Annotated in this window: 18 protein-coding genes; 7 read left to right on the top strand and 11 right to left on the bottom strand. The window is 34.4% G+C overall.

What is annotated here, in order from left to right; genetic code table 11:
- Positions 1 to 142 precede the first annotated feature (142 nt).
- From CHSO_RS04530 to CHSO_RS04515, 4 genes are read right to left on the bottom strand one after another with little or no spacing between them, the layout of a single operon-like run.
- The gene (locus CHSO_RS04530; RefSeq protein WP_045492818.1) at positions 143 to 1,426 is read right to left on the bottom strand and encodes a hypothetical protein; all 1,284 of its coding nucleotides are present in this window, start codon (positions 1,424 to 1,426) and stop codon (positions 143 to 145) included.
- Between the two features lie 10 nt (positions 1,427 to 1,436).
- On the bottom strand, positions 1,437 to 3,803 hold the full coding sequence (locus CHSO_RS04525) for a TonB-dependent receptor (protein WP_045492815.1): 2,367 nt from the start codon (positions 3,801 to 3,803) through the stop codon (positions 1,437 to 1,439).
- Between the two features lie 3 nt (positions 3,804 to 3,806).
- A complete protein-coding gene (locus CHSO_RS04520) occupies positions 3,807 to 5,096 on the bottom strand; it encodes a lysine N(6)-hydroxylase/L-ornithine N(5)-oxygenase family protein (RefSeq protein WP_045492812.1) in 1,290 nt (429 codons plus the stop codon).
- Between the two features lie 29 nt (positions 5,097 to 5,125).
- The gene (locus CHSO_RS04515; protein ID WP_045492809.1) at positions 5,126 to 6,730 is read right to left on the bottom strand and encodes a GNAT family N-acetyltransferase; all 1,605 of its coding nucleotides are present in this window, start codon (positions 6,728 to 6,730) and stop codon (positions 5,126 to 5,128) included.
- Between the two features lie 395 nt (positions 6,731 to 7,125).
- Between CHSO_RS04515 and CHSO_RS04510 the strand changes: the two genes are divergently transcribed.
- The 6 genes from CHSO_RS04510 to CHSO_RS04485 all read left to right on the top strand — a co-directional run bounded on the left by CHSO_RS04510 (position 7,126) and on the right by CHSO_RS04485 (position 10,651).
- The gene (locus CHSO_RS04510; RefSeq protein ID WP_045492806.1) at positions 7,126 to 7,590 is read left to right on the top strand and encodes a hypothetical protein; all 465 of its coding nucleotides are present in this window, start codon (positions 7,126 to 7,128) and stop codon (positions 7,588 to 7,590) included.
- Between the two features lie 89 nt (positions 7,591 to 7,679).
- Complete coding sequence (locus tag CHSO_RS04505) at positions 7,680 to 8,129, top strand: hypothetical protein (RefSeq protein WP_052480483.1); 450 nt, start codon at positions 7,680 to 7,682, stop codon at positions 8,127 to 8,129.
- Positions 8,129 to 8,626 (top strand): metallophosphoesterase family protein, encoded by a 498-nt coding sequence (locus CHSO_RS04500; protein WP_045492803.1) that lies wholly within the window; start codon positions 8,129 to 8,131, stop codon positions 8,624 to 8,626. Before CHSO_RS04505 ends, CHSO_RS04500 begins: the two co-directional genes overlap by 1 nt.
- Before the next feature lie 138 nt (positions 8,627 to 8,764).
- A complete protein-coding gene (locus CHSO_RS04495; RefSeq protein WP_045492799.1) occupies positions 8,765 to 9,259 on the top strand; it encodes a Smr/MutS family protein in 495 nt (164 codons plus the stop codon).
- Between the two features lie 18 nt (positions 9,260 to 9,277).
- Positions 9,278 to 9,994 carry a DUF3822 family protein gene (locus tag CHSO_RS04490; RefSeq protein ID WP_045492796.1) on the top strand — a complete coding sequence of 239 codons (717 nt, stop codon included), beginning with the start codon at positions 9,278 to 9,280 and terminating at the stop codon, positions 9,992 to 9,994.
- A gap of 84 nt (positions 9,995 to 10,078) precedes the next feature.
- Positions 10,079 to 10,651, top strand: a complete 573-nt coding sequence (locus CHSO_RS04485) for an RsmD family RNA methyltransferase (protein WP_045492793.1) — start codon at positions 10,079 to 10,081, stop codon at positions 10,649 to 10,651.
- Here CHSO_RS04485 and CHSO_RS04480 read toward each other — a convergent pair.
- Positions 10,648 to 10,995 carry a winged helix-turn-helix transcriptional regulator gene (locus tag CHSO_RS04480; RefSeq protein WP_045492790.1) on the bottom strand — a complete coding sequence of 116 codons (348 nt, stop codon included), beginning with the start codon at positions 10,993 to 10,995 and terminating at the stop codon, positions 10,648 to 10,650. The genes CHSO_RS04485 and CHSO_RS04480 overlap by 4 nt on opposite strands.
- A gap of 84 nt (positions 10,996 to 11,079) precedes the next feature.
- Here CHSO_RS04480 and CHSO_RS04475 point away from each other — a divergent pair, with 84 nt between their 5' ends.
- Positions 11,080 to 11,679, top strand: coding sequence for a nitroreductase family protein (locus CHSO_RS04475; RefSeq protein ID WP_045492787.1), 600 nt, complete (start codon positions 11,080 to 11,082; stop codon positions 11,677 to 11,679).
- Positions 11,680 to 12,028: 349 nt separating this feature from the next.
- Here the strand turns inward: CHSO_RS04475 and murI are convergent, their stop codons facing one another.
- From murI to CHSO_RS04445, 6 genes are all read right to left on the bottom strand, one after another.
- The gene (murI, locus tag CHSO_RS04470; protein WP_045492784.1) at positions 12,029 to 12,859 is read right to left on the bottom strand and encodes a glutamate racemase; all 831 of its coding nucleotides are present in this window, start codon (positions 12,857 to 12,859) and stop codon (positions 12,029 to 12,031) included.
- A 42-nt stretch (positions 12,860 to 12,901) separates the two neighbouring features.
- The gene (locus CHSO_RS04465; protein WP_045492781.1) at positions 12,902 to 14,488 is read right to left on the bottom strand and encodes a DUF4139 domain-containing protein; all 1,587 of its coding nucleotides are present in this window, start codon (positions 14,486 to 14,488) and stop codon (positions 12,902 to 12,904) included.
- Between the two features lie 49 nt (positions 14,489 to 14,537).
- Positions 14,538 to 15,662, bottom strand: a complete 1,125-nt coding sequence (gene hemW / locus CHSO_RS04460; protein WP_084220929.1) for a radical SAM family heme chaperone HemW — start codon at positions 15,660 to 15,662, stop codon at positions 14,538 to 14,540.
- Positions 15,663 to 15,713: 51 nt separating this feature from the next.
- Positions 15,714 to 16,664, bottom strand: a complete 951-nt coding sequence (locus CHSO_RS04455) for a type IX secretion system membrane protein PorP/SprF (protein WP_045492775.1) — start codon at positions 16,662 to 16,664, stop codon at positions 15,714 to 15,716.
- A 51-nt stretch (positions 16,665 to 16,715) separates the two neighbouring features.
- Entirely contained in the window at positions 16,716 to 17,789 is a 1,074-nt protein-coding gene (locus CHSO_RS04450; RefSeq protein WP_084220928.1) for an RluA family pseudouridine synthase, read from the bottom strand.
- Between the two features lie 73 nt (positions 17,790 to 17,862).
- On the bottom strand, positions 17,863 to 18,951 hold the full coding sequence (locus CHSO_RS04445; protein ID WP_045492771.1) for a PASTA domain-containing protein: 1,089 nt from the start codon (positions 18,949 to 18,951) through the stop codon (positions 17,863 to 17,865).
- Positions 18,952 to 19,009: the final 58 nt, after the last annotated feature.

Below are 19,009 nucleotides of genomic sequence, written 5' to 3'. Positions count from 1 at the left end.
CCAAATTTAGTAAATAACATGCGTCCGGAAGAGGAAAATTGTGATTTATGTGGCGGGAAGCTTTTTCCCACAAAAAAACCGGAAGAAAACTCTTCCGGCTGTCGTTAAATCAAATGATCTTATTGTACTAACAAAAAAGAAATTATTTTTTAGAAATGACATTAACTCCCATTAATCGTCCACTTCCTTTAAGTTTAAACTCAACTTTTGTATTTTTAGAAACAGGGTCATAAGAACTTAAACCTGAAAAGTTATCAGCCTTATTATTAGACATAAAATAGATTCTGTTTTTATATAAGAATGGGTTCTGATAATTATAGAAATTATCCACAGGAATATCAAGTTTTACAGCCTTTTTCGTATGAACATCAATTTCGTTCCAGAACCAGATATCATTTCTGTAGCCTACTCCATGCCCGCCATTGTAATAAGATGCTGCAGATGAAGGAATGGTAGTATAGATTTTATTATTGTGGGCAAAAATTCTGTTAAATTCTGCCGGATGTACATAATTTTTGATATCGATTTCAAAACTCGCGTCAAAGATATTCTGCCCATTCTTTATTCTAAGAATTTTAGATGAGTAGGCTGCATCCTGAGCTTTCATATCTGATGTAGCCACCATATAAATATCTTTGGTTACCTCATCAATACTCCATAGAACATGGTCTGTGAATAGCCCAAGATTTGTAGCATAAGGATATTTGGTAACATTTTCCACTTTTTTCGTAGTCAGATTATATACGGCAACCGCTACTTCTTTTACAACTGGCTTTATCTGCCAGTTTGAACCTTTCTTACCGATCTGTAAGTCAAGATACAGTTTATCATCTCTCTTGATTAAAATGAGCTGTCCTGCAGCCTGATAAGATGTTTCTCCCGGTTCAAGAACAGCAGGATCGATAGTTTGAGCTAATGAAGAAAGGTCAATTTCTCCTGTACGCTGCATCGTTCCCGGATTAAAGGTCTGGATTTTAAGCATTCCTCTTGAACCATCCCAATAATATCCTTCTGTATCACTTACCACAAGATAATTAGGTTCAAAACCATTATTTTGGGTAGCAATGAAACCTTTTGAAAAAATATTTCCTGCATTATCTGCTGTAAGTTTAGAAAAACCTTCTTCCGAAGATGCCGCTCCGCCAAGTCTGTAAATATTTTCTCCGAAAGCTTTTCCACCTGCAGAATACGCAATCTGATAGAAAGGTTTCTTATCAGCTAATGAAAGTTCTCCCTGAGGCAGTTCTGAGAAAGAATAAATATTTCCACCCCATCCAGCTGTACTGTTATAGATGATCCAGCTGTCTTTAGTTTCGGTTGTGGGTTGTTTTTGTTGCTCTTCAATATTGTCATCGCTGCTGCAATGGGTAAAAAGCAAGAGGCTTAATGCAGATAAAATGATTGAAATCGGTTTTGATTTTCTCATGATTATAATATTAAAAAATTGTATACGTTAATTTCAAATGATAAGATCTTGTAGGTTTCTGTGCGTTATAATTATCATAAAGTCTTTCGTTCGTAAGATTATTAACGCTAAAATTAATGGCCAGCTTAGGGTCTGCCAGGAAATAGGTAATTCCTACCCCTACATCCACCATGCCCAGCCTGCCGTCATTCGGAATCAGGAGATCACTGGAAGCAATAGTAGCTTTGGAAAACAATCCTGGCTCAAGGTTTTTCGGTACAGGATAGAGTAAGAAACGATGTACGTAATTAATGTTATAGTACAGCTCTATCTTATCCTTCATATTGAGAATATCTGAAAAATTCAGTCTCAGATAATGGTTTCCAAATAAGTAAGGAATATTCGGTTGTCTGGCATCTTCCCAGATACTTTCGGAACCGGAAAGGTTCTTAAGCCTTATATCCTGATACGTAAAATTGAATCCTGTCTGAATATTTTTAATAGGTTGGTAATTAATTTCATATTCCAACCCAAGGATGCGATTGTCATAATAATTCTGATACCTTCCATAAGGATTATCCGGTATCATGAATATTGTGTTTTTAACGTTCCTGTAGAAGAGATTTAAGCTTGTATTCAGCTTATAATTCGATGAAGTATAATCCAGAACAACATTGACGTTATCACTTTTTTCAGGTTCCAGATCAAGATTTTCTTTGATTAAAATTCCATCTCCGAAAATTTCGGTTTCATCAGGAAGTCGAACGGCTTTCTCATAAGATAATTTCAGAATAAAATTTTTAGGCTTATAGCTGATTCCCGCCATATATCCTGATGCGTTTTTATTGCGGTCAGACTCCCATGTAAAATTATATTTATCCGTAGTATATCCTTTAGAACTGAAGAAGTAATTCTTTACTCCAAGCACTGTTTCCACTTTTCGGTCAAGCCAATGAGACACCAATCCCAAAGCTGCAATATTCTTATTGTAAATCGCCGGAATCTTAAGTACATCTTCCCCATTTATATTGATGGCTCCATAAGGATCGCTTCCTTTTCTTCGTTGATAGAAATACATATTTCCAAATTCCAGACTGTGATTATTATTGATCCGGAATGCAGCATTAAGCCTTGTATGAAACATATTGTAACTCATTTTCATATCATTCCCTTTATTGATCTCACCAACGTTGTTTTCATTACTGAAAGTGGATTCTCCCAGCCAATTGTATCTGCGCCTGCTGATGTCTACAAAGGAATTGTTATATCTGGCAAAGGCTGTCATCAAATCTAATTTCAGGCGATTATCAAAGAACATTTTTTTATACTGAAGGTAGCCCGTCACATTGTTTTCTTTGGCAAATGCTTCACCATAAGGTTTTCTCATTTCAAGATCATTCTGAATTTCCTTGTAGAAATGAGAATAGATAAATCCGACTCTAAAATCGTTGGCCCAGCTTTTATTTCTTACGCCTGTGTAGACTTCCATATAAGAAGCTTCCGTATCATCATGAAATCTTTTGGCTTCTACTTTTTTAAGATTGGCCGTCTCAGGATCTATAATGTCACCCAGAATTTTATAATTGTTCTTTGAAAATACATAACTTGCCTGCGTTCCAACATAGAACAGACTGTCTTTTTTCCCTGTAAATACTGCATTAAGATGAGATTTATAAGTACTGAATGATGCAATCTCATTAGAAATTTCAAGGTTGTCTTTTTGTATAGGTTTTGAGATAAAATTGATCCCACCTCCTAAAGCATCAGATGCTAAATAAATAGGCATTACTCCTTTATACACATCTACCCTGTCCAACATATTGGGAGATAAAACATTTGGATTAAAGCTATGCCCATAAAATTCAATCGGGACTCCATCCCTGAAAATTCTGACCGCTTTCCCCTGAAGACCTCCAAGATTAACCTGAAATCCTGAACCAACGCCACCTTCTGTACGAAGTTTAACTCCTGTTGCCATATTCAGTATTTCACCAATATTGTTGGCCTGGCTTTTTACGGCCTGCATATCAACAATCTTAACACTTAATGGAGTTTCTTTGAGTTTCTCCAGCTTCTTTTTACCTCTGATATACACCTCATCAATACGGTTCGCATCTGAAACTGCTATTTCATACTTTTGGTGTGACTGACAATTGATATCTAACGTATCATTATAAATTAATTTATTCTGATACAATACAGAAACATTTACAGAACCATCCGATACCTCAGCAAAATCAACAGTGCCTTGTTTTGAAATCTTTTTCTTTTCGCCGTTAATCACTACATACACCTCATCGTGGTTATAGTTTTTAATATTTTTAACAACTAAAGTAATTGGACAGGCCGCCAATGCTAAGGAAGAAAGTACAGAAATCAGAAAAAATATACGCTTCATAGTTTATATAGTTTCTAATGCTCCGAAATGTTGGAACGCAATATTTTTCTCCAATGGATAATGTTCGTGGCCTAATATTTTATTGATAATAGTAGCATTTCTATAAGGTCCCATTCCTAAATCTGAGGTGATAATCCCTTGTGAATCTACACAGCCGTTCTGCATGAATATTTCATTATCATTCACATCAACCGTATAATTTTCTGAAGATAGTAATGTGCCATCATTTTGGCTCTTGTTTAAACGGCCTTCAATAGGTTGTAAAAAATGCGGAACTTCATATCTGTAGCCTGTTGCCAGAATAAGATAATCCGTATCTACTGAAAACGTTTTTTCTTCTTCAAGATGCCTCATCTTCAGGGTATAATTTTCATCATACTCCATATCTTCCAGCAAACTATTAGTTAATATTTTTACAGGAAGTGGTTGTTCTTCTTTCATCTGCTGATGATAAAGCTCATCATAGATGGTGCTTATCAATTCATCATTAATTCCTTTATATAGAATATCCTGTTTATTGATCACTTCTCTTCTTTTTGATAATGGAAGCCTGTTGAAGTAGGAAATATAATCCATGGAAGTAAATTCATAAGTGAATTTCGAATTTTCCATGGGGAAAAATCTGTCTGCTGCTGTTACCCAGTTCAGTTTTAAGTCTAAATCCGGTCTGGATGAAAGAAGATCAAAAAATACTTCACCTCCACTTTGTCCGGAACCCAATACGGTAATAGTACTGCCTTTCTTCAAATATTGTTTTCTGTGTAAGTATTCAGAAGAGTGGAAAATATGTTCTTTAGAGAATCGCTCTGTTATTTTGGGAACATTAGGAATAGAACCTACTCCTAATACAATTTTATCAGTGAGATACACTTTCTTTTCACAATTAATAAGATCTATAACCGAAACTTCGTAGCATTGATGAATTTCATTATAATCTATTTCTGTAACGGTATGACTGAAATTCAGGCTTTCAATTTGTGAGGCTACCCATTTACAGTAGAGGTTATATTCCATCCTGGTTACATAAAAGCTTTCCTTAAAGCAAAAACGGAAAATTTTACCTTGCTCTCTTAAATAATTGATATACGTAAAAGGACTTTTAGGATTTACAATGGTTACCAGATCTGCAAGGAAAGGAACCTGAAGAGTCGTCCTCTCTATCATTAAACCGCTGTGCCATTCAAATCTGGGAGCCTTGTCAAAAAATATGGTTTTCAGATTATGTTCTTCAAGCAGAGCCGCAAGACTTAGATTGAATGGTCCTATTCCTATACCAATGATATCATATTTCATAAATTATCTTTTTCAGTATTCAAGTATTATTATGTAGTAATGTTTATTTTCAGGACCGAGTTTTTGAAGATATCTTCTGTTGTTTCATAGAACTTCTCACGGTCAAGGAAAGTCAGATTGGATGTTTTATAAGGAAGTGCCAGCGATCTGTTGAATTCACATCCTACCTTGGTAATCAGATTATGAGTTCCTTTATGAGAGGCAGAGGCCTCGCCTATCATTCTTGTCAATTGTGGGAAAGAGAAGAAATATTCCATGCACATGGCCAATGCATTCATTGAAAAGTTTGGAATTTTCTCTTTTGCAGGAGCGATAAGCATGTGAAAGCCGTAATCTCCAGGATTGAAACGATAATATTTACCCACTTCATCCTTTACAGCCCAATACAGTTCCAACGTAAAAATAGGATTGCCATTCAGAAGGCCGATATAAGGATGAGAATAATCAACCCCCATGTGTTTGATGTAGGCTTCTTCAAACTCCTGTTTATCCACATCCATTTCCCAGTACTTTTTAGCGTAATCCATATTAGACCATTCATGAAGGAACTCCATATCGGTTTCAGGATTAAAAGCTCTCAGGGTAATTTCTAACGTTCCGTTATTAAAATATCTTTTATGCAGGATTTCCCCATAATCAGGTTTTATCAGCTTTTTGGAATAATGTTTAGGGTTAATCAGGAAATTATGGTGTCTGATATATTCTTTCCAAATATCTTCATTCACACTGTAAGCCTGTTTCAGGAAAAGCCTTGCTTCTATCGTTTCATAAATAAAATTCATGGCATCACCATAAACTTCTCTTAATGAATCAATTTCAGAATCTACAATCTGATAAAGAATTTCTTCCTCTATAGAACCTAAATAGGCCAAATGTCTTAAAACCGGATAAAGATTGTAGTAAACCACATGGGTTCTTATGAAACTTTCAGCCTTCTCAGTTCGGATAGCAGATCCGTCTGAAATGTATTCATCAAAACTAACATCTACCTTATCTGCACTTTGGTTAATAAATGTATGCTCGATATTGCTGTTATAGATAATTCCTTCTTCAATATACTTTCCTACTGCTGTTTTCAACAATGAATGGGTATATTCTGAAAACCACTGGATAATAGCTGCTTTCTTATCGTACCTGGATTCTAACGCTACATTCTTCGAAATAAACTCCAATAGATTTTCATTTTCGTATCCGAAAAAATTAAAGATGGCTCCTGCCTTAACACAGTCTATGAAAGAGTCAATACTTTCTACCATTTTATGCCCTTTGTTAAAATACTCATCAAATTCTTCAGAAAAATATTTGATATAGGCTTCCTCAGGATTTTCTACGGCTGTACTTGCACCGTAAACAAGCGAAATAATAAATCGATAAGCTTCTTCAGTACTTATCTTCAATACTTCGCCCATTTTCTTTTCTCTATACCCTACATCATTTCCTATGTAATGAACTCCAGTAGTAGAAAAATGCTTTACAGGAACAATTAAATAAGATTCTTTACCTGTAATATTAATTCGGATGAATTTACTTTCAGAACAACGGTTCATGAACGTTGACAACTCTTCATCAAACTTTGGTATAAGGTCAAAATAATACCAGTTTTTGCTTTCCAATAAGTATAAACCGACACTCATTATTATTTTTGTTTAGATTAAATAAAAATTAAGACAAATATATACATATTTTTATCTCAGCAAAAAAAATATTTACAATACCGAAAATGAACAATTCAAAATACTGATTTACAATTTATTAAAATACAAAACAAATCCAAATTAATACACCAAAACGTGAATACATGCATTTTTTCAATCCCCATTTTTTATAACGAAAATCAATTTTTTGGGTTTTAAAAAAAACTTTTTAAGAATTAAATAAAAAATCAGTCACAAAAAATAAAATATCTCAATTTGAGACTTTATAGAAATAGTAAGCTCTGTTGATAAATTTCATATTAAGCGGAAAACTTTTCAGTCTTCTATTGAAAAGCTTAATTTTGCCGATATTAAAGTGTAATCATTTTAAAAGTATGAAAAAGTCGATCCCCTTTCTTTTGTTATTATTCTTCGCAACCGGTTTTATGAAAAGCCAGGACAGAACCTCAGACCCTTTTCTTTTACAGACATGGAAACTGACTAAACTGGACAATTATATTTACACTTACGAAAAGCAGAATATTTTTAATGCCAAAAGTCCAGGTTTAAAGTTCAGTAAAAACGGAAAAATCATTGGAAATTTAAGTAAATCAGCCAATGGTTATGATACAAAGGAAGATTTTCCTGGAAAAGCTTCAAAGTTGGAACGATATGTAGGAAACTGGAAAAAGGTTTCAGATACCACCATTGCCATTGTATTTTCTTCAAATAACAGTATGGATGGAACTTTTGTGATATCAAGGCTTACCGAAAGTGGACTGAAATTAAGAAAAGTCTTCAGTGCTGACATTGAAAAGAAGCTTGATTCTATACGAAGAACCAAGAGTATTTCTTATTAATATACAATGAGGCTTTACAGCAACGATAAAATCCAACCAAAGTAATTTTTATCAAAGCTTCTTTATATTTGCAATCTAAAACATTAAAAATGGCAATAAACAGACTATTCACTTTCTTTATATTGATGATGAGCTGTAATTTATATTTTTCGCAGGATATAACCATAAAAGACGATAAAGTTCTTCTGGATGGAAAACAGATTCTAAAAGCAGAAAAGATTAATGTTACCCAGTACTCTTTCTTTTCCATGAAGGATGATGAAGAAATCCTGATGTACAAATACATGGATAATGAAACGCCAAGATATGTAAGCGATGATTACTTTATCCTGAATTTCCTAACTGAGAAAACTAAAGTAGAGTCTACTGACCTAGCAAAAATTGCCAATTTTATGAATTCTAAAAAAGGAATGGAAAAGCTGGTAAGATGGCTGCTTAAAGAAAGAGTTATCAATCAGGATGGTGATTTAAACTCCGAACGTGTTGCTATATTTAAAGAAAAATACGACGAAAATATTACCCAAAGAACTCTTAGATAATGACAAAAATCCTTCTCCTCTCCGATTCCCATTCTTATATAGATGACAGAATTCTGGAATATGCCTCTCAGGCAGATGAAATCTGGCATTGTGGAGATTTCGGAAGCATGGATGTTATTGAACAGCTCGAAAAAATAAAACCTTTAAAAGGGGTCTACGGAAATATTGACAACTCAAAAATACAGTCTGAATTTCCGGAAGTCAATCGTTTTTTCTGTGAAAAGCTGGAAGTTTTAATGATTCATATCGGCGGATATCCCGGAAAATATACTCCACTAACTAAAAAAGAAATGGCTGAAAAAGCCCCTAAATTATTTATATCAGGACATTCCCATATTCTAAAGGCTATGTATGATGAGAAAAATAGTCTTTTACACCTTAATCCAGGTGCTTGTGGAAAGCAAGGCTGGCACAAAATGAGAACGATGATGCGTTTTGTGGTGGATGGTGAGGAAATAAAGGATCTGGAGGTTATTGAATTGGGTCCTAGGGTTTAAGAGTTTGAGAGTGGTAGGGTTTGAGTTTTAGAGTATGAGCGTATATTTATGATTCAATATATTCATTTATCATTTATCATTTATCATTTATCATTTATCAAAAATAAAAAGCACTCATTCAAAGTAGTTTAAGAATTTATGAAAATTGGAGATACAGTTTCTGTAGTGGATGAAGATTTAAGCGGCGTAGTTACTTCCGTGAAGGGAAATATTGTGGTTTTTAAAGATGAATACGGCTTTACCCATCAATATCCTAAAGAAAAACTCGTTCTCAAGGATGCTGATCTTTATGAAAATATCCGTGTGGTAAAAAAAGCAGAGCCTAAAAAGATCATTTCTAAAAAACATCAGAAAAATCATTTGGTTTTAGACTTACATTTTCATAATTTGGTAAAGAATCCCAGTGATTATGACAGTTTTGAAAGATTGTTTATCCAAAAGGAAAAACTGATTGAAGTGATAGAATTTTGCAGAAGGAACAATTTAAAGAGACTGGAAATCGTTCATGGAATTGGAGATGGAATCCTGCAACGCATGGTTCGGGATGTTTTAGAAAGCCAGGTTGGTATTGATTTTTATAATAAGGAAATACTTCACCACCAATCGGGTGCGGTAATGGTAGAATTTCACTAAATTTGCAGGAATTGAAATATGAACGTACTTAATTTACTTTTTACCAAAGACGGATTAATCTACCAGATTGTGAAAAACAAAAGCATTCTGGAAGAAAAGTCTTATTTTGTTACTGAAGAAACACCAGCCAATCTTATTGAGGAAAAGCTGGATGAGGTTCTTATCAAACAGCGTTTTGATGAAATCCAGGTGATTTCTGCTCTGAATCATTTTACATTAATGCCGGAAGGTTTTTCTGATCATGATGCGGGATTTGATCTGATCTCATTCAATGCACCTGCTGATAGAGAGAAAGAAGAGTTGATGCTATCCATCAATAAAAAATTCAATATTCAGTTTTATTATACTTTTCCAAAGAATTACTACAAGAAAATAAAAGAACTGGCAGTACCGGTACATTTTAATTTTTCAGGGGAAAAGTTTTTAAGCTCTATCAACAATAAGAATAATAAAGAGATCCATATCAACCTTTATCATAATCAGTGTGAATTTTTTGCTATTGATAATAAGAAGATCATCCTTTATAACAACCTGGATGTCAATTCTGAAGTTGATTTCCTTTATTTCGTCATGTTTACATTAAGCAAAATAGGCTTCGGAATTAATGAAACCAGTTTTTATGCTTATGGGGAAACAACAGAAAATGAAACATTTATTTCCGAGCTTCAGAAGTTTGTAAGAAACCTGAAGATCGTTTTTGACAATATTCCTAATAAGAATTTTATACTTAATTAGGTTGCAGGTCGCAGGTAATAGGGAGTAGAACCCAAACATAATCACCTGCCACGTATAACCTATTACTTAAACCCTAACAAAAATATGTTCAGAATAATATCAGGCAAGTGGAAAGCCAAAAAAATTGCCGCTCCCAAAAACTTTGATGTAAGACCAACCACAGATTTTGCGAAAGAAGCTTTATTCAGTATTTTGGAAAATAAATACGATATGCAGTCGATTTCTGTATTGGATCTTTTCGCAGGAATTGGTTCTATTTCATTTGAGTTTGCTTCCAGAGGATGTCAGGATGTAACTTCTGTAGAAATGAATCCAAAGCACACTGCCTTCATCAATTCTACAGCCTCTGAACTTGATATGGCTCTTCAGATCAATGTACAGAGAGGGGATGTATTCGACTGGCTGAAAAAATTCAGAAACAAAAAGTCTTTCGAAATCGTTTTTTCAGATGCTCCTTTTGAGATGGAAGAGAAAAAATATTACGAATTAATTTCTTTAGTTTTGAATAATAAGTTCCTGAAAGAAAACGGAGTTCTTATCGTAGAACATCAAAGCCGTATGAAACTGGAGCACCCTAATTTAGTAGATACCCGAAAATACGGAAACGTGAGTTTCAGTTTTTTTGATCCGAATAAAGAAGATAATCAGGAACTTTAGTTCTTGGTTATTTTTTTTGAATTATCAGGAGCCGCCATTCCCCATTGGGTAATGGCTTCCAGAACAGGCAGCAATGTCTTTCCGAAATCTGTTAAAGTATATTCTACCATCAAAGGTGGTTTTTCTGTATATACTTTTCTGTCAATAATATTATCCTCTTCCAACTGTTTAAGCTGAAGACTTAGAGTTCTTTCTGTAATTGTCGGAATATCCTTTCTCAGCTCGTTATATCTTTTCGCACCATTAATAAGATGATGTAAAATTACAGCCTTCCATTTTCCGCCTATAAACCTCATGGTTACACTGGTGCAACAAGGGTAAAACTTATTATCTATTGTATACATTTTTATACTATCCTTTTTTACCGTTATTGCAAAGTTAATAAACTTAAATTAATTTTGTAACTATAAAAATGATAGTATAAAATTATGAACTTTTTAAACAAAATGAAAACAAGGTATACTGTAAAAAAGTATAATCCACAAGGCAATATCAGTGAAGAACAAATTTCTCAACTGAAAGAGATTCTAAACCTAAGTCCTTCATCCATCAATAGCCAGCCATGGAATTTTATCTTTATCAATCGTGGGGAACTGAAATCACAATTGGCAGAAGTTTCTTTCATCAATAAGGAAAAAGTAATCGACTGCAGCCATCTGATTATTTTCCAGGTGATCAAAAACCCTGAAGATTTTGAAAAACAAATTGAGGAAAACCTGCCTGAAGGCGCTGTGAATTATTATAGAACCAGAGTAAAACCTAAAGGAGATGCTTTTGTTAAATCCTGGCTGGGACATCAGGTTTATTTATCATTAGGAGTGCTTCTTTCTGCATGTGCAGACATGGAAATTGATTCTACACCTATGGAAGGGATAGAACCGGAACTTTATGATGAAATTCTGAAAAATGATAAATATGAAACACTTTTCGCAGTTGCAATTGGAGAAAAGCTGGAAACAGATGCTAATCAGCCTAAATTTAATCCAAAATCAAGATTGAAAGCTGAAAAAGTAATCTTGGAAGCATAATTTAAACACAAATTTCTTTCACAAGAAATAGTAATAAGATATTAATTAGCGCTCGCTGATTAAGTTGATACCACAGATTTTCACATAAATAACAGTAACCATCTGTGCAAATCTGTGAGATCTGTAGGAAATAAAAATTTCTGATAATGTAGATTCAATAGATCAGACAACAAAATAATCTGCGTAATTCGCGAAAAAAATATTCAGGATAAAATTTTATCGAAGATAAAATCTTTGCATCTTATGGATCTTGTTTTCCAACCTGCAATATTGAGATTGCTTCGCTGTGCTCGCAATGACGAGGGTGAGAAAGAAAAAAGTCTGCTTTCTAATGAGGCAGACTTTTTATTTATAGTACTTTAAGTTCTAAATCTATGGTTTTTCCGAAGAATTTCTTGGATATCTTTTCAAAGTTCTTGGTAATATCTGAAAGATAGAAATGATAATTCGGTTTAGCATTATTTTCATTCAGGAGATTATATTTATCAAGAATAATCTTCAGATGATTGGCTACAATGTTAGGAGAATCAATAACACGAACCCTATTCCCATAATATTGCTTAATTTCATCAATTAGCAATGGATAGTGAGTACAGCCTAAAATTAATGTTTCAATATTTTTCAGCTTGTTATTGCTCAGATAATTGTAAATAATAGCATGGGTAATCGGATGGTTTTTGAAACCTTCTTCAATCGCCGGAACCAATAAAGGAGTAGCTAATTCATCAACTTTTATCCATTTATTCTGTTTCCTGATACTCTTTTTATACAATCCCGAATTCACGGTAGCTTTAGTAGCAATTACTCCCACATTATTATGGATCTCATAAGCCACTTTTTCCGCCACAGGATTAATAACATCTATGACAGGAACTTTTCCGGCAACCAATTGCATTACTTCATTTAAAGCATTTGCTGTAGCCGTATTACAAGCTATTACAATGGCTTTACAATTCTGTTCCAACAGAAAATTGGTGATCTTTGTAGAATATTCTATAATTGCTTCTTTTGACTTTTCACCATAAGGAAGGTGCTTGGTATCTCCAAAATAGATAAGATCTTCATTAGGCAAAAGCCTTTTGATTTCTTTGGCTACAGTAAGACCACCTACTCCACTATCAAAAATACCGATAGGCTGCTTAGGCGAAAGATGCGAATAATCTTGTTTTTTAGTTTTCAAACGAACTGAAATTTTATACAAAAATAGTGAATAATCCGTTATTTAATTAAGATTAGTAATTGAAAAATCTTTCGGAAATCTTACTTTATAGCTTACTCTAATTTTTTTCGTTTCTGACGGGGAAATTTTAACATTCCAAGTTAAAAAACCTTTCTCTTTGTCAAATTCGGCATTATCACTCTGAAGCAGTTCAATCTTTACAGATTCATCTTTACTTAAAGGGATCTGATCTTTAACCTCAATATTGATTGTTTCCTTTTTATTATTACGAATAACAAGATCATAAGTAAATGTCTTTTCCTGATAAGAAGAGAAGAATTTTTCACTTGCTTTATCATTAACCACTTCTTTTCTGATACTTATTTTTTTGTCATCTCCAAGAGTAATACTCATTTTATCATCAGTGAGATTAGGGTTTATTCTGGTTTCACCAACATACATATTTTCAAAAATTACGTTAGCAGAACCGGTAATCAGTTCGTATTTATTAAAATCTTTAATCTCTGCTACAAGATAAGCCGTCTTATTATACTTTGGTACAGTATAGTATTTATACTCCGCCGGTATTTTTATTTGTTTTAAATTGATAAAATGGTCTTGATTATTGGAAAGAATATCATACGGAATATCTACATCAAAGCTCGTATTCAATTGGTTTTCGTTAATTTTAAAACCATAACCAACCATAACAACTTCTTCAATTCTTTTTTCTTTCACCGTATCTTTTTTAGAATAAGCCCGATTGGATATCTCTTCATTTTTATAAGAATTCAGAAACCATGGGTTCATTACCGGAGCATTATTATTTCTGGAAGATCTTGCATTAATAAGAGATAGCTTCACCCCTCTCCAATCAAGTCCTGTATCCTGATTTACTTTTGCTTTAAAAGTTACCTCTAAAGGTTCTGTCAATTTAGTTCCTTTTACTTCATAAAATGGTTCCCAAGAAACGCTTTCTGCTAAATATCCTATATCCATTTTAGCATTTCCAGCAGTAGTGCTGATTATTTTTAAGATAAGTACTCCATCTGAAAGAGTTTCTTCAACTTCTGTATTAGCCTTTAGACTATTCTTCAGTTTTTCAAGCTTTAGTCCAGTTTCTGTGTATTTCTTATTGATATCAAGCTGGGCAATGCTAAGTTCGTTCCTCTTCGTTTTATAATATTCAGTTAATTGCATAAGCTGAGCTACACTTGAGGTATTGCTTCCCACTAGAAGAGCTTGATTTTTATCTAATAGTTCAAGGGTCTTTTCATTTGTTTTCCTTTCAATATCAATTTTTGCTGTAAGATTTTCCAGAATAGCAATACTGTCCTTAATTCTTTTACCATTAGGATTATTATTTTCAAGATATGCAGATTGGTAACGATCTTTATACTGCACGGAAAGAATTGAAATATTCTTATTGTTAGTATTAATCTGGATTGACCTATCCTCAATTTCATCTGAAATATTTGTTATCACAACTTCAGAAGTTCCTGACGGCAGAGCAACATTTACAGTATTCTGAAGTTCTGCTGAAGTTCTGTAAATATTTACAGCTACTACTTTAGCTTTTACAAATATTGGTTTTTGTGAAAAAAATAATCCACTGAAAAGTAGGAGTAAAAGAAATAAGTTTTTTTTCATAGTATAGTTTTTATTAGAAGTTATCTACTCCAAATATACACTATAAACCCTAAACCATAAATAAATCCGAAGCAATTCCATCCGCCATAAACCAATGTTTTTCCTGAATTTTCAAATGTTCATCTTCAATGATCAAAATACCCTCTCCTATTTTATCTTTGATCTCGTTTTGAAAGTGATCCAGAAATCGATTGTCGAATTTTTCTCTTAAGCTTTTCAGATCTACCCCCCAAATGGTTCTCAAACCAATCATAATCATTTCATTAAACTGGTCCTCCTGAGAAAGAATTTCTTCTTCCTTGGCTAAAAGTTTTGTGCTTAGTTTTTTAATGTACTGCTGATTGTTGGCCACATTCCAACTTCTTACATCAAATCCGTTATAAGAATGTGCCGAAGGGCCTATTCCTAAATATTCCTGATACTTCCAATAGGATGAATTATGCCTGGAATAAAAACCTGGTTTTGCAAAATTGGAAACCTCATAATGTTCAAAACCATGGTCCTTTAAAAAGTCAGACAGATAATAGAACTCTCTGTTCTGTTCTTCTTCTTTAGGACTTTTAACTTTCCCTTTTGATATCCAGTTATCGAGAGCCGTTTTAGGTTCAACTGTTAAGGCATAAGAGGAAATATGAGGAACTTCCAGCGCAATAGTTTTATGTAAATTTTCTTTCCAGATCTCAAGATTAGAGGTAGGTGAGCCGTAAATTAGATCTATACTCAGATTTTCAAACCCGAAATCCTGGGCACGCTTGATAGAACCTTCTGCTTCTGAAGCCGTATGAGCCCGATTCATCAGTTTAAGATCTTCTTCAAAGAAGCTTTGTGTCCCAATTGACAATCGGTTAACTGGTATTCCAGCCAATTGCTTTAGGAAATTCTTATCCAAGTCATCCGGGTTGGCTTCCAATGTAATCTCAATATCCTTTTCAAAACTGAAGTGATGTAAAACCTCATCAATTAAAGAATTAATCTCATCCACAGAAAGAATAGAAGGAGTTCCGCCCCCAAAGTAGAGAGATTTTAAGCTCCTGTTCTGCAGTTCATCTTTTCTAAGCTGTATTTCAGTTTTCATGGCACGAAGCATTTCATCCTTAAAATTAAGGGATGTTGAAAAATGAAAATTACAGTAACTGCATTTTTGCTTACAGAACGGAATGTGAATATATATCATAAAAAAAGCTCTGAAAAAATTCAGAGCTCAAATTTATTTAAATTAAATTGATTAATATCTATATCCTCGAACATTAATAAAGTTATCGAAATTATAACCCAGTCCGATCATGAAGCTGTTTCCTCCGTATTGCTGAATATCAGACAATCCAAGGTTGTACGTAGCTCCAATCATAAATTTGTTGAATCTTACTTTAACAATGGGAGCAATTTCTAATTGCTGACCGTCAAATCTGTTCTGAGCAGCTCTATAACTTACCCCCACAGAGAAGGCATTCACCTCATTATTAAATGTAGCCATTAAGTTATAATCCATTACTCTTGTAGAGTTCGTGTTCAGGTTAATCATTGCAGCAGGAGTTAACATGATATTGTCTGCAATATGCCAGTTGTATCCTAAGTTTAAGAAAAACTTGATTGGAGATGGCTCCCATCCGTTTACAATAGGTTTATCATTCCCTAATGCGATATCATTTACAGAAACACCCCCGAAAAGGTTTTTATAAGTAGCTGCTAAACCGAAGTTAGCATAAGCCATAAAAATATTCTGTTGATCACCTTTTACTAAAGGATCTCCCTGCTCTTCAACGTTGATTTTTGTATAGTCAAAATTTCTGTTATACAAACTAACACTTGTACCGAATGAGAACTGATCTTTTCTGTCTCCTTCACTACTTAGAGGAATAAAATATGAAGCACCCGCTGTAACGCCACCTGCAGATTCAGCTCCATTGCTGTCTCTGAATACGGTAAGACCGGCACCTACTCTATCGAAAATGTTTGCATTGATTCCCACCGATTGTACATTTGGGGATTCGCTGAATTTTGAAAATTGCTTTTGATAAATGGCATTAAGCTGTACGTAGTCTGTTTTACCGTACTGAGCTGGGTTGAACAGAAAATCACCATCCAAAAGATACTGTTGATAATATGGTAGTGATTCTTGTGCTTTGTATGCATTTGACAAAAGAGCTAAACATACGATAGCATATAGTTTTCTCATAACAAATCTTGATTTCAATTCAACAAATATAAAAAAATTCTCAATATATTTTTAGTTTTCTAAATAATTTCTCCATTTTTTTACAGCATCCGCCATATCTTTGGGCATTGGGCTTTCAAAATATAATTCCTTTTTTGTTGTTGGGTGTATAAATCCGAGGGTGTGTGCATGCAATGCATGTCTTGGAAGAATTTCAAAAACATTTTTAATAAATTGTCTATACTTCGGAAGGTTCACTCCTCTTAAAGGCGTATGCCCTTCATAGCGCTCATCATTGAATAGGGTATGCCCGATATGCTTGAAGTGAGCCCTAATCTGGTGCGTTCTTCCTGTTTCAAGCTTACATTCTACCCATGTCATGTATTTGAACCTCTCTAAAACCTTATAATGGGTAACGGCATGTTTCCCATGACTTCCATCCTCATAAACAGACATCTGCATTCTGTTTTTAGGGTGTCTCCCAATATGCCCTTTAATAGTTCCCTCATCTTCCTGAGGATTTCCCCATACAAAAGCCCAATATAACCTCTTTGTAGTTCTGTTGAAGAACTGCTTCGCCAGAAAACTCAAAGCATATTCATTCTTAGCAATCACCAATAATCCGGAAGTATCCTTATCAATTCTGTGAACAAGCCCTACCCTGTCAAGATCAGATTTCTCGCCATTATTTTCAAAATGATAAGCCAGAGCATTCACCAATGTACCATCCCAATTTCCATGTCCCGGATGAACCACCATTCCGGGTTCTTTATCTACCACTACCAGATCATCATCTTCATAAACGATATTCACAGGGATATTCTGCGGAACAATCACATTTTCTCTTGGAGGGCGGGTTAGCAATACGGAGATCTGATCTCCGGGTTTAACTCGGTAATTCTGTTTTACGGGAGCACCATTCACTATAACGTTTCCAGCCCTGCAGGTCTGAGAAATTTTATTCCTTGAAGAATTCTGGCGGTGTATTAAAAGAAACTTATCAATTCTTAATGGCTCTTGTTTGGGATCAACAGTGATATTAAGATGTTCATATAAACCTTTGTTTTCCTCATCAATATCGATATTATCAATACTATTCGAATCCAATAATTCTTCGTCTAAAAAATCTTCGTTATCTTCTGACATTGTATTTATTTTTTTACACAAAAGGCTTCAACATTTTGCAGTTGAAGCCTATATTTTTACTATTAATCTCTATTTATTCTACAACCACTTTCTTAGCCTTTGGCTTTTGAGCAGACTGGTGTGTAGCAGTTGAAGCTGTCTGTTTTGCAGCGTTTCCTGTAGCTGGAGTACTGGTAGAAGCTTTAGGTTTCTCTGTTGTTGTACTTGCAGGTTTAGGAGTTGTTGGCTGAGGCTTTGGAGTCTCTGTTTTCGGAGCTTCCGTCTTTGGAGTTTCTCTTCTAGGCATAGGTACAGGCACTGGAGCTTCATAGCTTGGCTCATTATGAACTTCTTCATATCGTACCGGAGGCAAAGAAGTATCTACCTTCATTCGGTAAATAGAATTCAACTGTTCTACTTTTGCTCTTAGTTCCGCCGGGGTTTTCTTACTCGCCCAAAGGTCTATCTGCATTCCCTGGTCACGAACATCTCCTGAAGCAGGATCCTGATAATAGATAATATCAGATTCATCCTTACCACCATCCTCGTACTCTACTAATCCTACTTCGAACATACTCTTCGCAATTACCGCTCTGGCTTCTTTTACGGAAAGTCCTACTACATTAGGAATAGAAATATTTCTCATCGGTCCCGATCCTACAACAACATCAATGACTGAGAATCTAGGAAGACGTGCTCCCGGATTTACGGCATTTCCTTTATATAGAATTCTTAAAAGGGCATCTTTTTGGATACTCGGTTCGTAAATAGTATCACCAATTTTAAGACCTACCTGATCCAATCTCTGGAATGCCAGCCCTGAATATTTATTGATAACATCCGGAACAGCAATCTGAGCCCATGTTCTAGGGTTAACTTTAAGACGCACAGTTCTTCCGTCCTTTACACGGGAACCCGGTGCAGGATAAATTTGTAAAACCTGGAATGGTCTGTATTTAGGGTCATAAGTAGCACTGTCTACTTCATATTCCAAACCTGTGTCATCTAATATTTTAACAGCATCATGTACAGATTTATTAACTACATTGGGAACAGGAATTTCCTGACCGTGATTAGTATGGTATTCTAACCAGCGAAACGTAAGCCATACAAGACCAACGAAAACACCGATTGCCACAACTAAATTCACTAAAACTTTCCAATTGAAAAGTGATTTAAGCATACTTAAAAATACTTTAATTATAACCGCAAATATAGCTAATAATTTTAGAATGGACTTT

Source organism: Chryseobacterium sp. StRB126 (assembly GCF_000829375.1).
Classification (GTDB): domain Bacteria; phylum Bacteroidota; class Bacteroidia; order Flavobacteriales; family Weeksellaceae; genus Chryseobacterium.
The sequence above is the reverse complement of the archived record's forward strand: the minus strand, read 5'-3'. Positions and strand labels throughout refer to the sequence as shown.

Coding starts and splice junctions, on each gene's coding strand:
- CHSO_RS04530 (WP_045492818.1), bottom strand. CDS start 1,426: ATGAGAAAATCAAAACCGATTTCAATCATTTTATCTGCATTAAGCCTC.
- CHSO_RS04525 (WP_045492815.1), bottom strand. CDS start 3,803: ATGAAGCGTATATTTTTTCTGATTTCTGTACTTTCTTCCTTAGCATTG.
- CHSO_RS04520 (WP_045492812.1), bottom strand. CDS start 5,096: ATGAAATATGATATCATTGGTATAGGAATAGGACCATTCAATCTAAGT.
- CHSO_RS04515 (WP_045492809.1), bottom strand. CDS start 6,730: ATGAGTGTCGGTTTATACTTATTGGAAAGCAAAAACTGGTATTATTTT.
- CHSO_RS04510 (WP_045492806.1), top strand. CDS start 7,126: ATGAAAAAGTCGATCCCCTTTCTTTTGTTATTATTCTTCGCAACCGGT.
- CHSO_RS04505 (WP_052480483.1), top strand. CDS start 7,680: ATGGCAATAAACAGACTATTCACTTTCTTTATATTGATGATGAGCTGT.
- CHSO_RS04500 (WP_045492803.1), top strand. CDS start 8,129: ATGACAAAAATCCTTCTCCTCTCCGATTCCCATTCTTATATAGATGAC.
- CHSO_RS04495 (WP_045492799.1), top strand. CDS start 8,765: ATGAAAATTGGAGATACAGTTTCTGTAGTGGATGAAGATTTAAGCGGC.
- CHSO_RS04490 (WP_045492796.1), top strand. CDS start 9,278: ATGAACGTACTTAATTTACTTTTTACCAAAGACGGATTAATCTACCAG.
- CHSO_RS04485 (WP_045492793.1), top strand. CDS start 10,079: ATGTTCAGAATAATATCAGGCAAGTGGAAAGCCAAAAAAATTGCCGCT.
- CHSO_RS04480 (WP_045492790.1), bottom strand. CDS start 10,995: ATGTATACAATAGATAATAAGTTTTACCCTTGTTGCACCAGTGTAACC.
- CHSO_RS04475 (WP_045492787.1), top strand. CDS start 11,080: ATGAACTTTTTAAACAAAATGAAAACAAGGTATACTGTAAAAAAGTAT.
- CHSO_RS04465 (WP_045492781.1), bottom strand. CDS start 14,488: ATGAAAAAAAACTTATTTCTTTTACTCCTACTTTTCAGTGGATTATTT.
- hemW (WP_084220929.1), bottom strand. CDS start 15,662: ATGATATATATTCACATTCCGTTCTGTAAGCAAAAATGCAGTTACTGT.
- CHSO_RS04455 (WP_045492775.1), bottom strand. CDS start 16,664: ATGAGAAAACTATATGCTATCGTATGTTTAGCTCTTTTGTCAAATGCA.
- CHSO_RS04450 (WP_084220928.1), bottom strand. CDS start 17,789: ATGTCAGAAGATAACGAAGATTTTTTAGACGAAGAATTATTGGATTCG.
- CHSO_RS04445 (WP_045492771.1), bottom strand. CDS start 18,951: ATGCTTAAATCACTTTTCAATTGGAAAGTTTTAGTGAATTTAGTTGTG.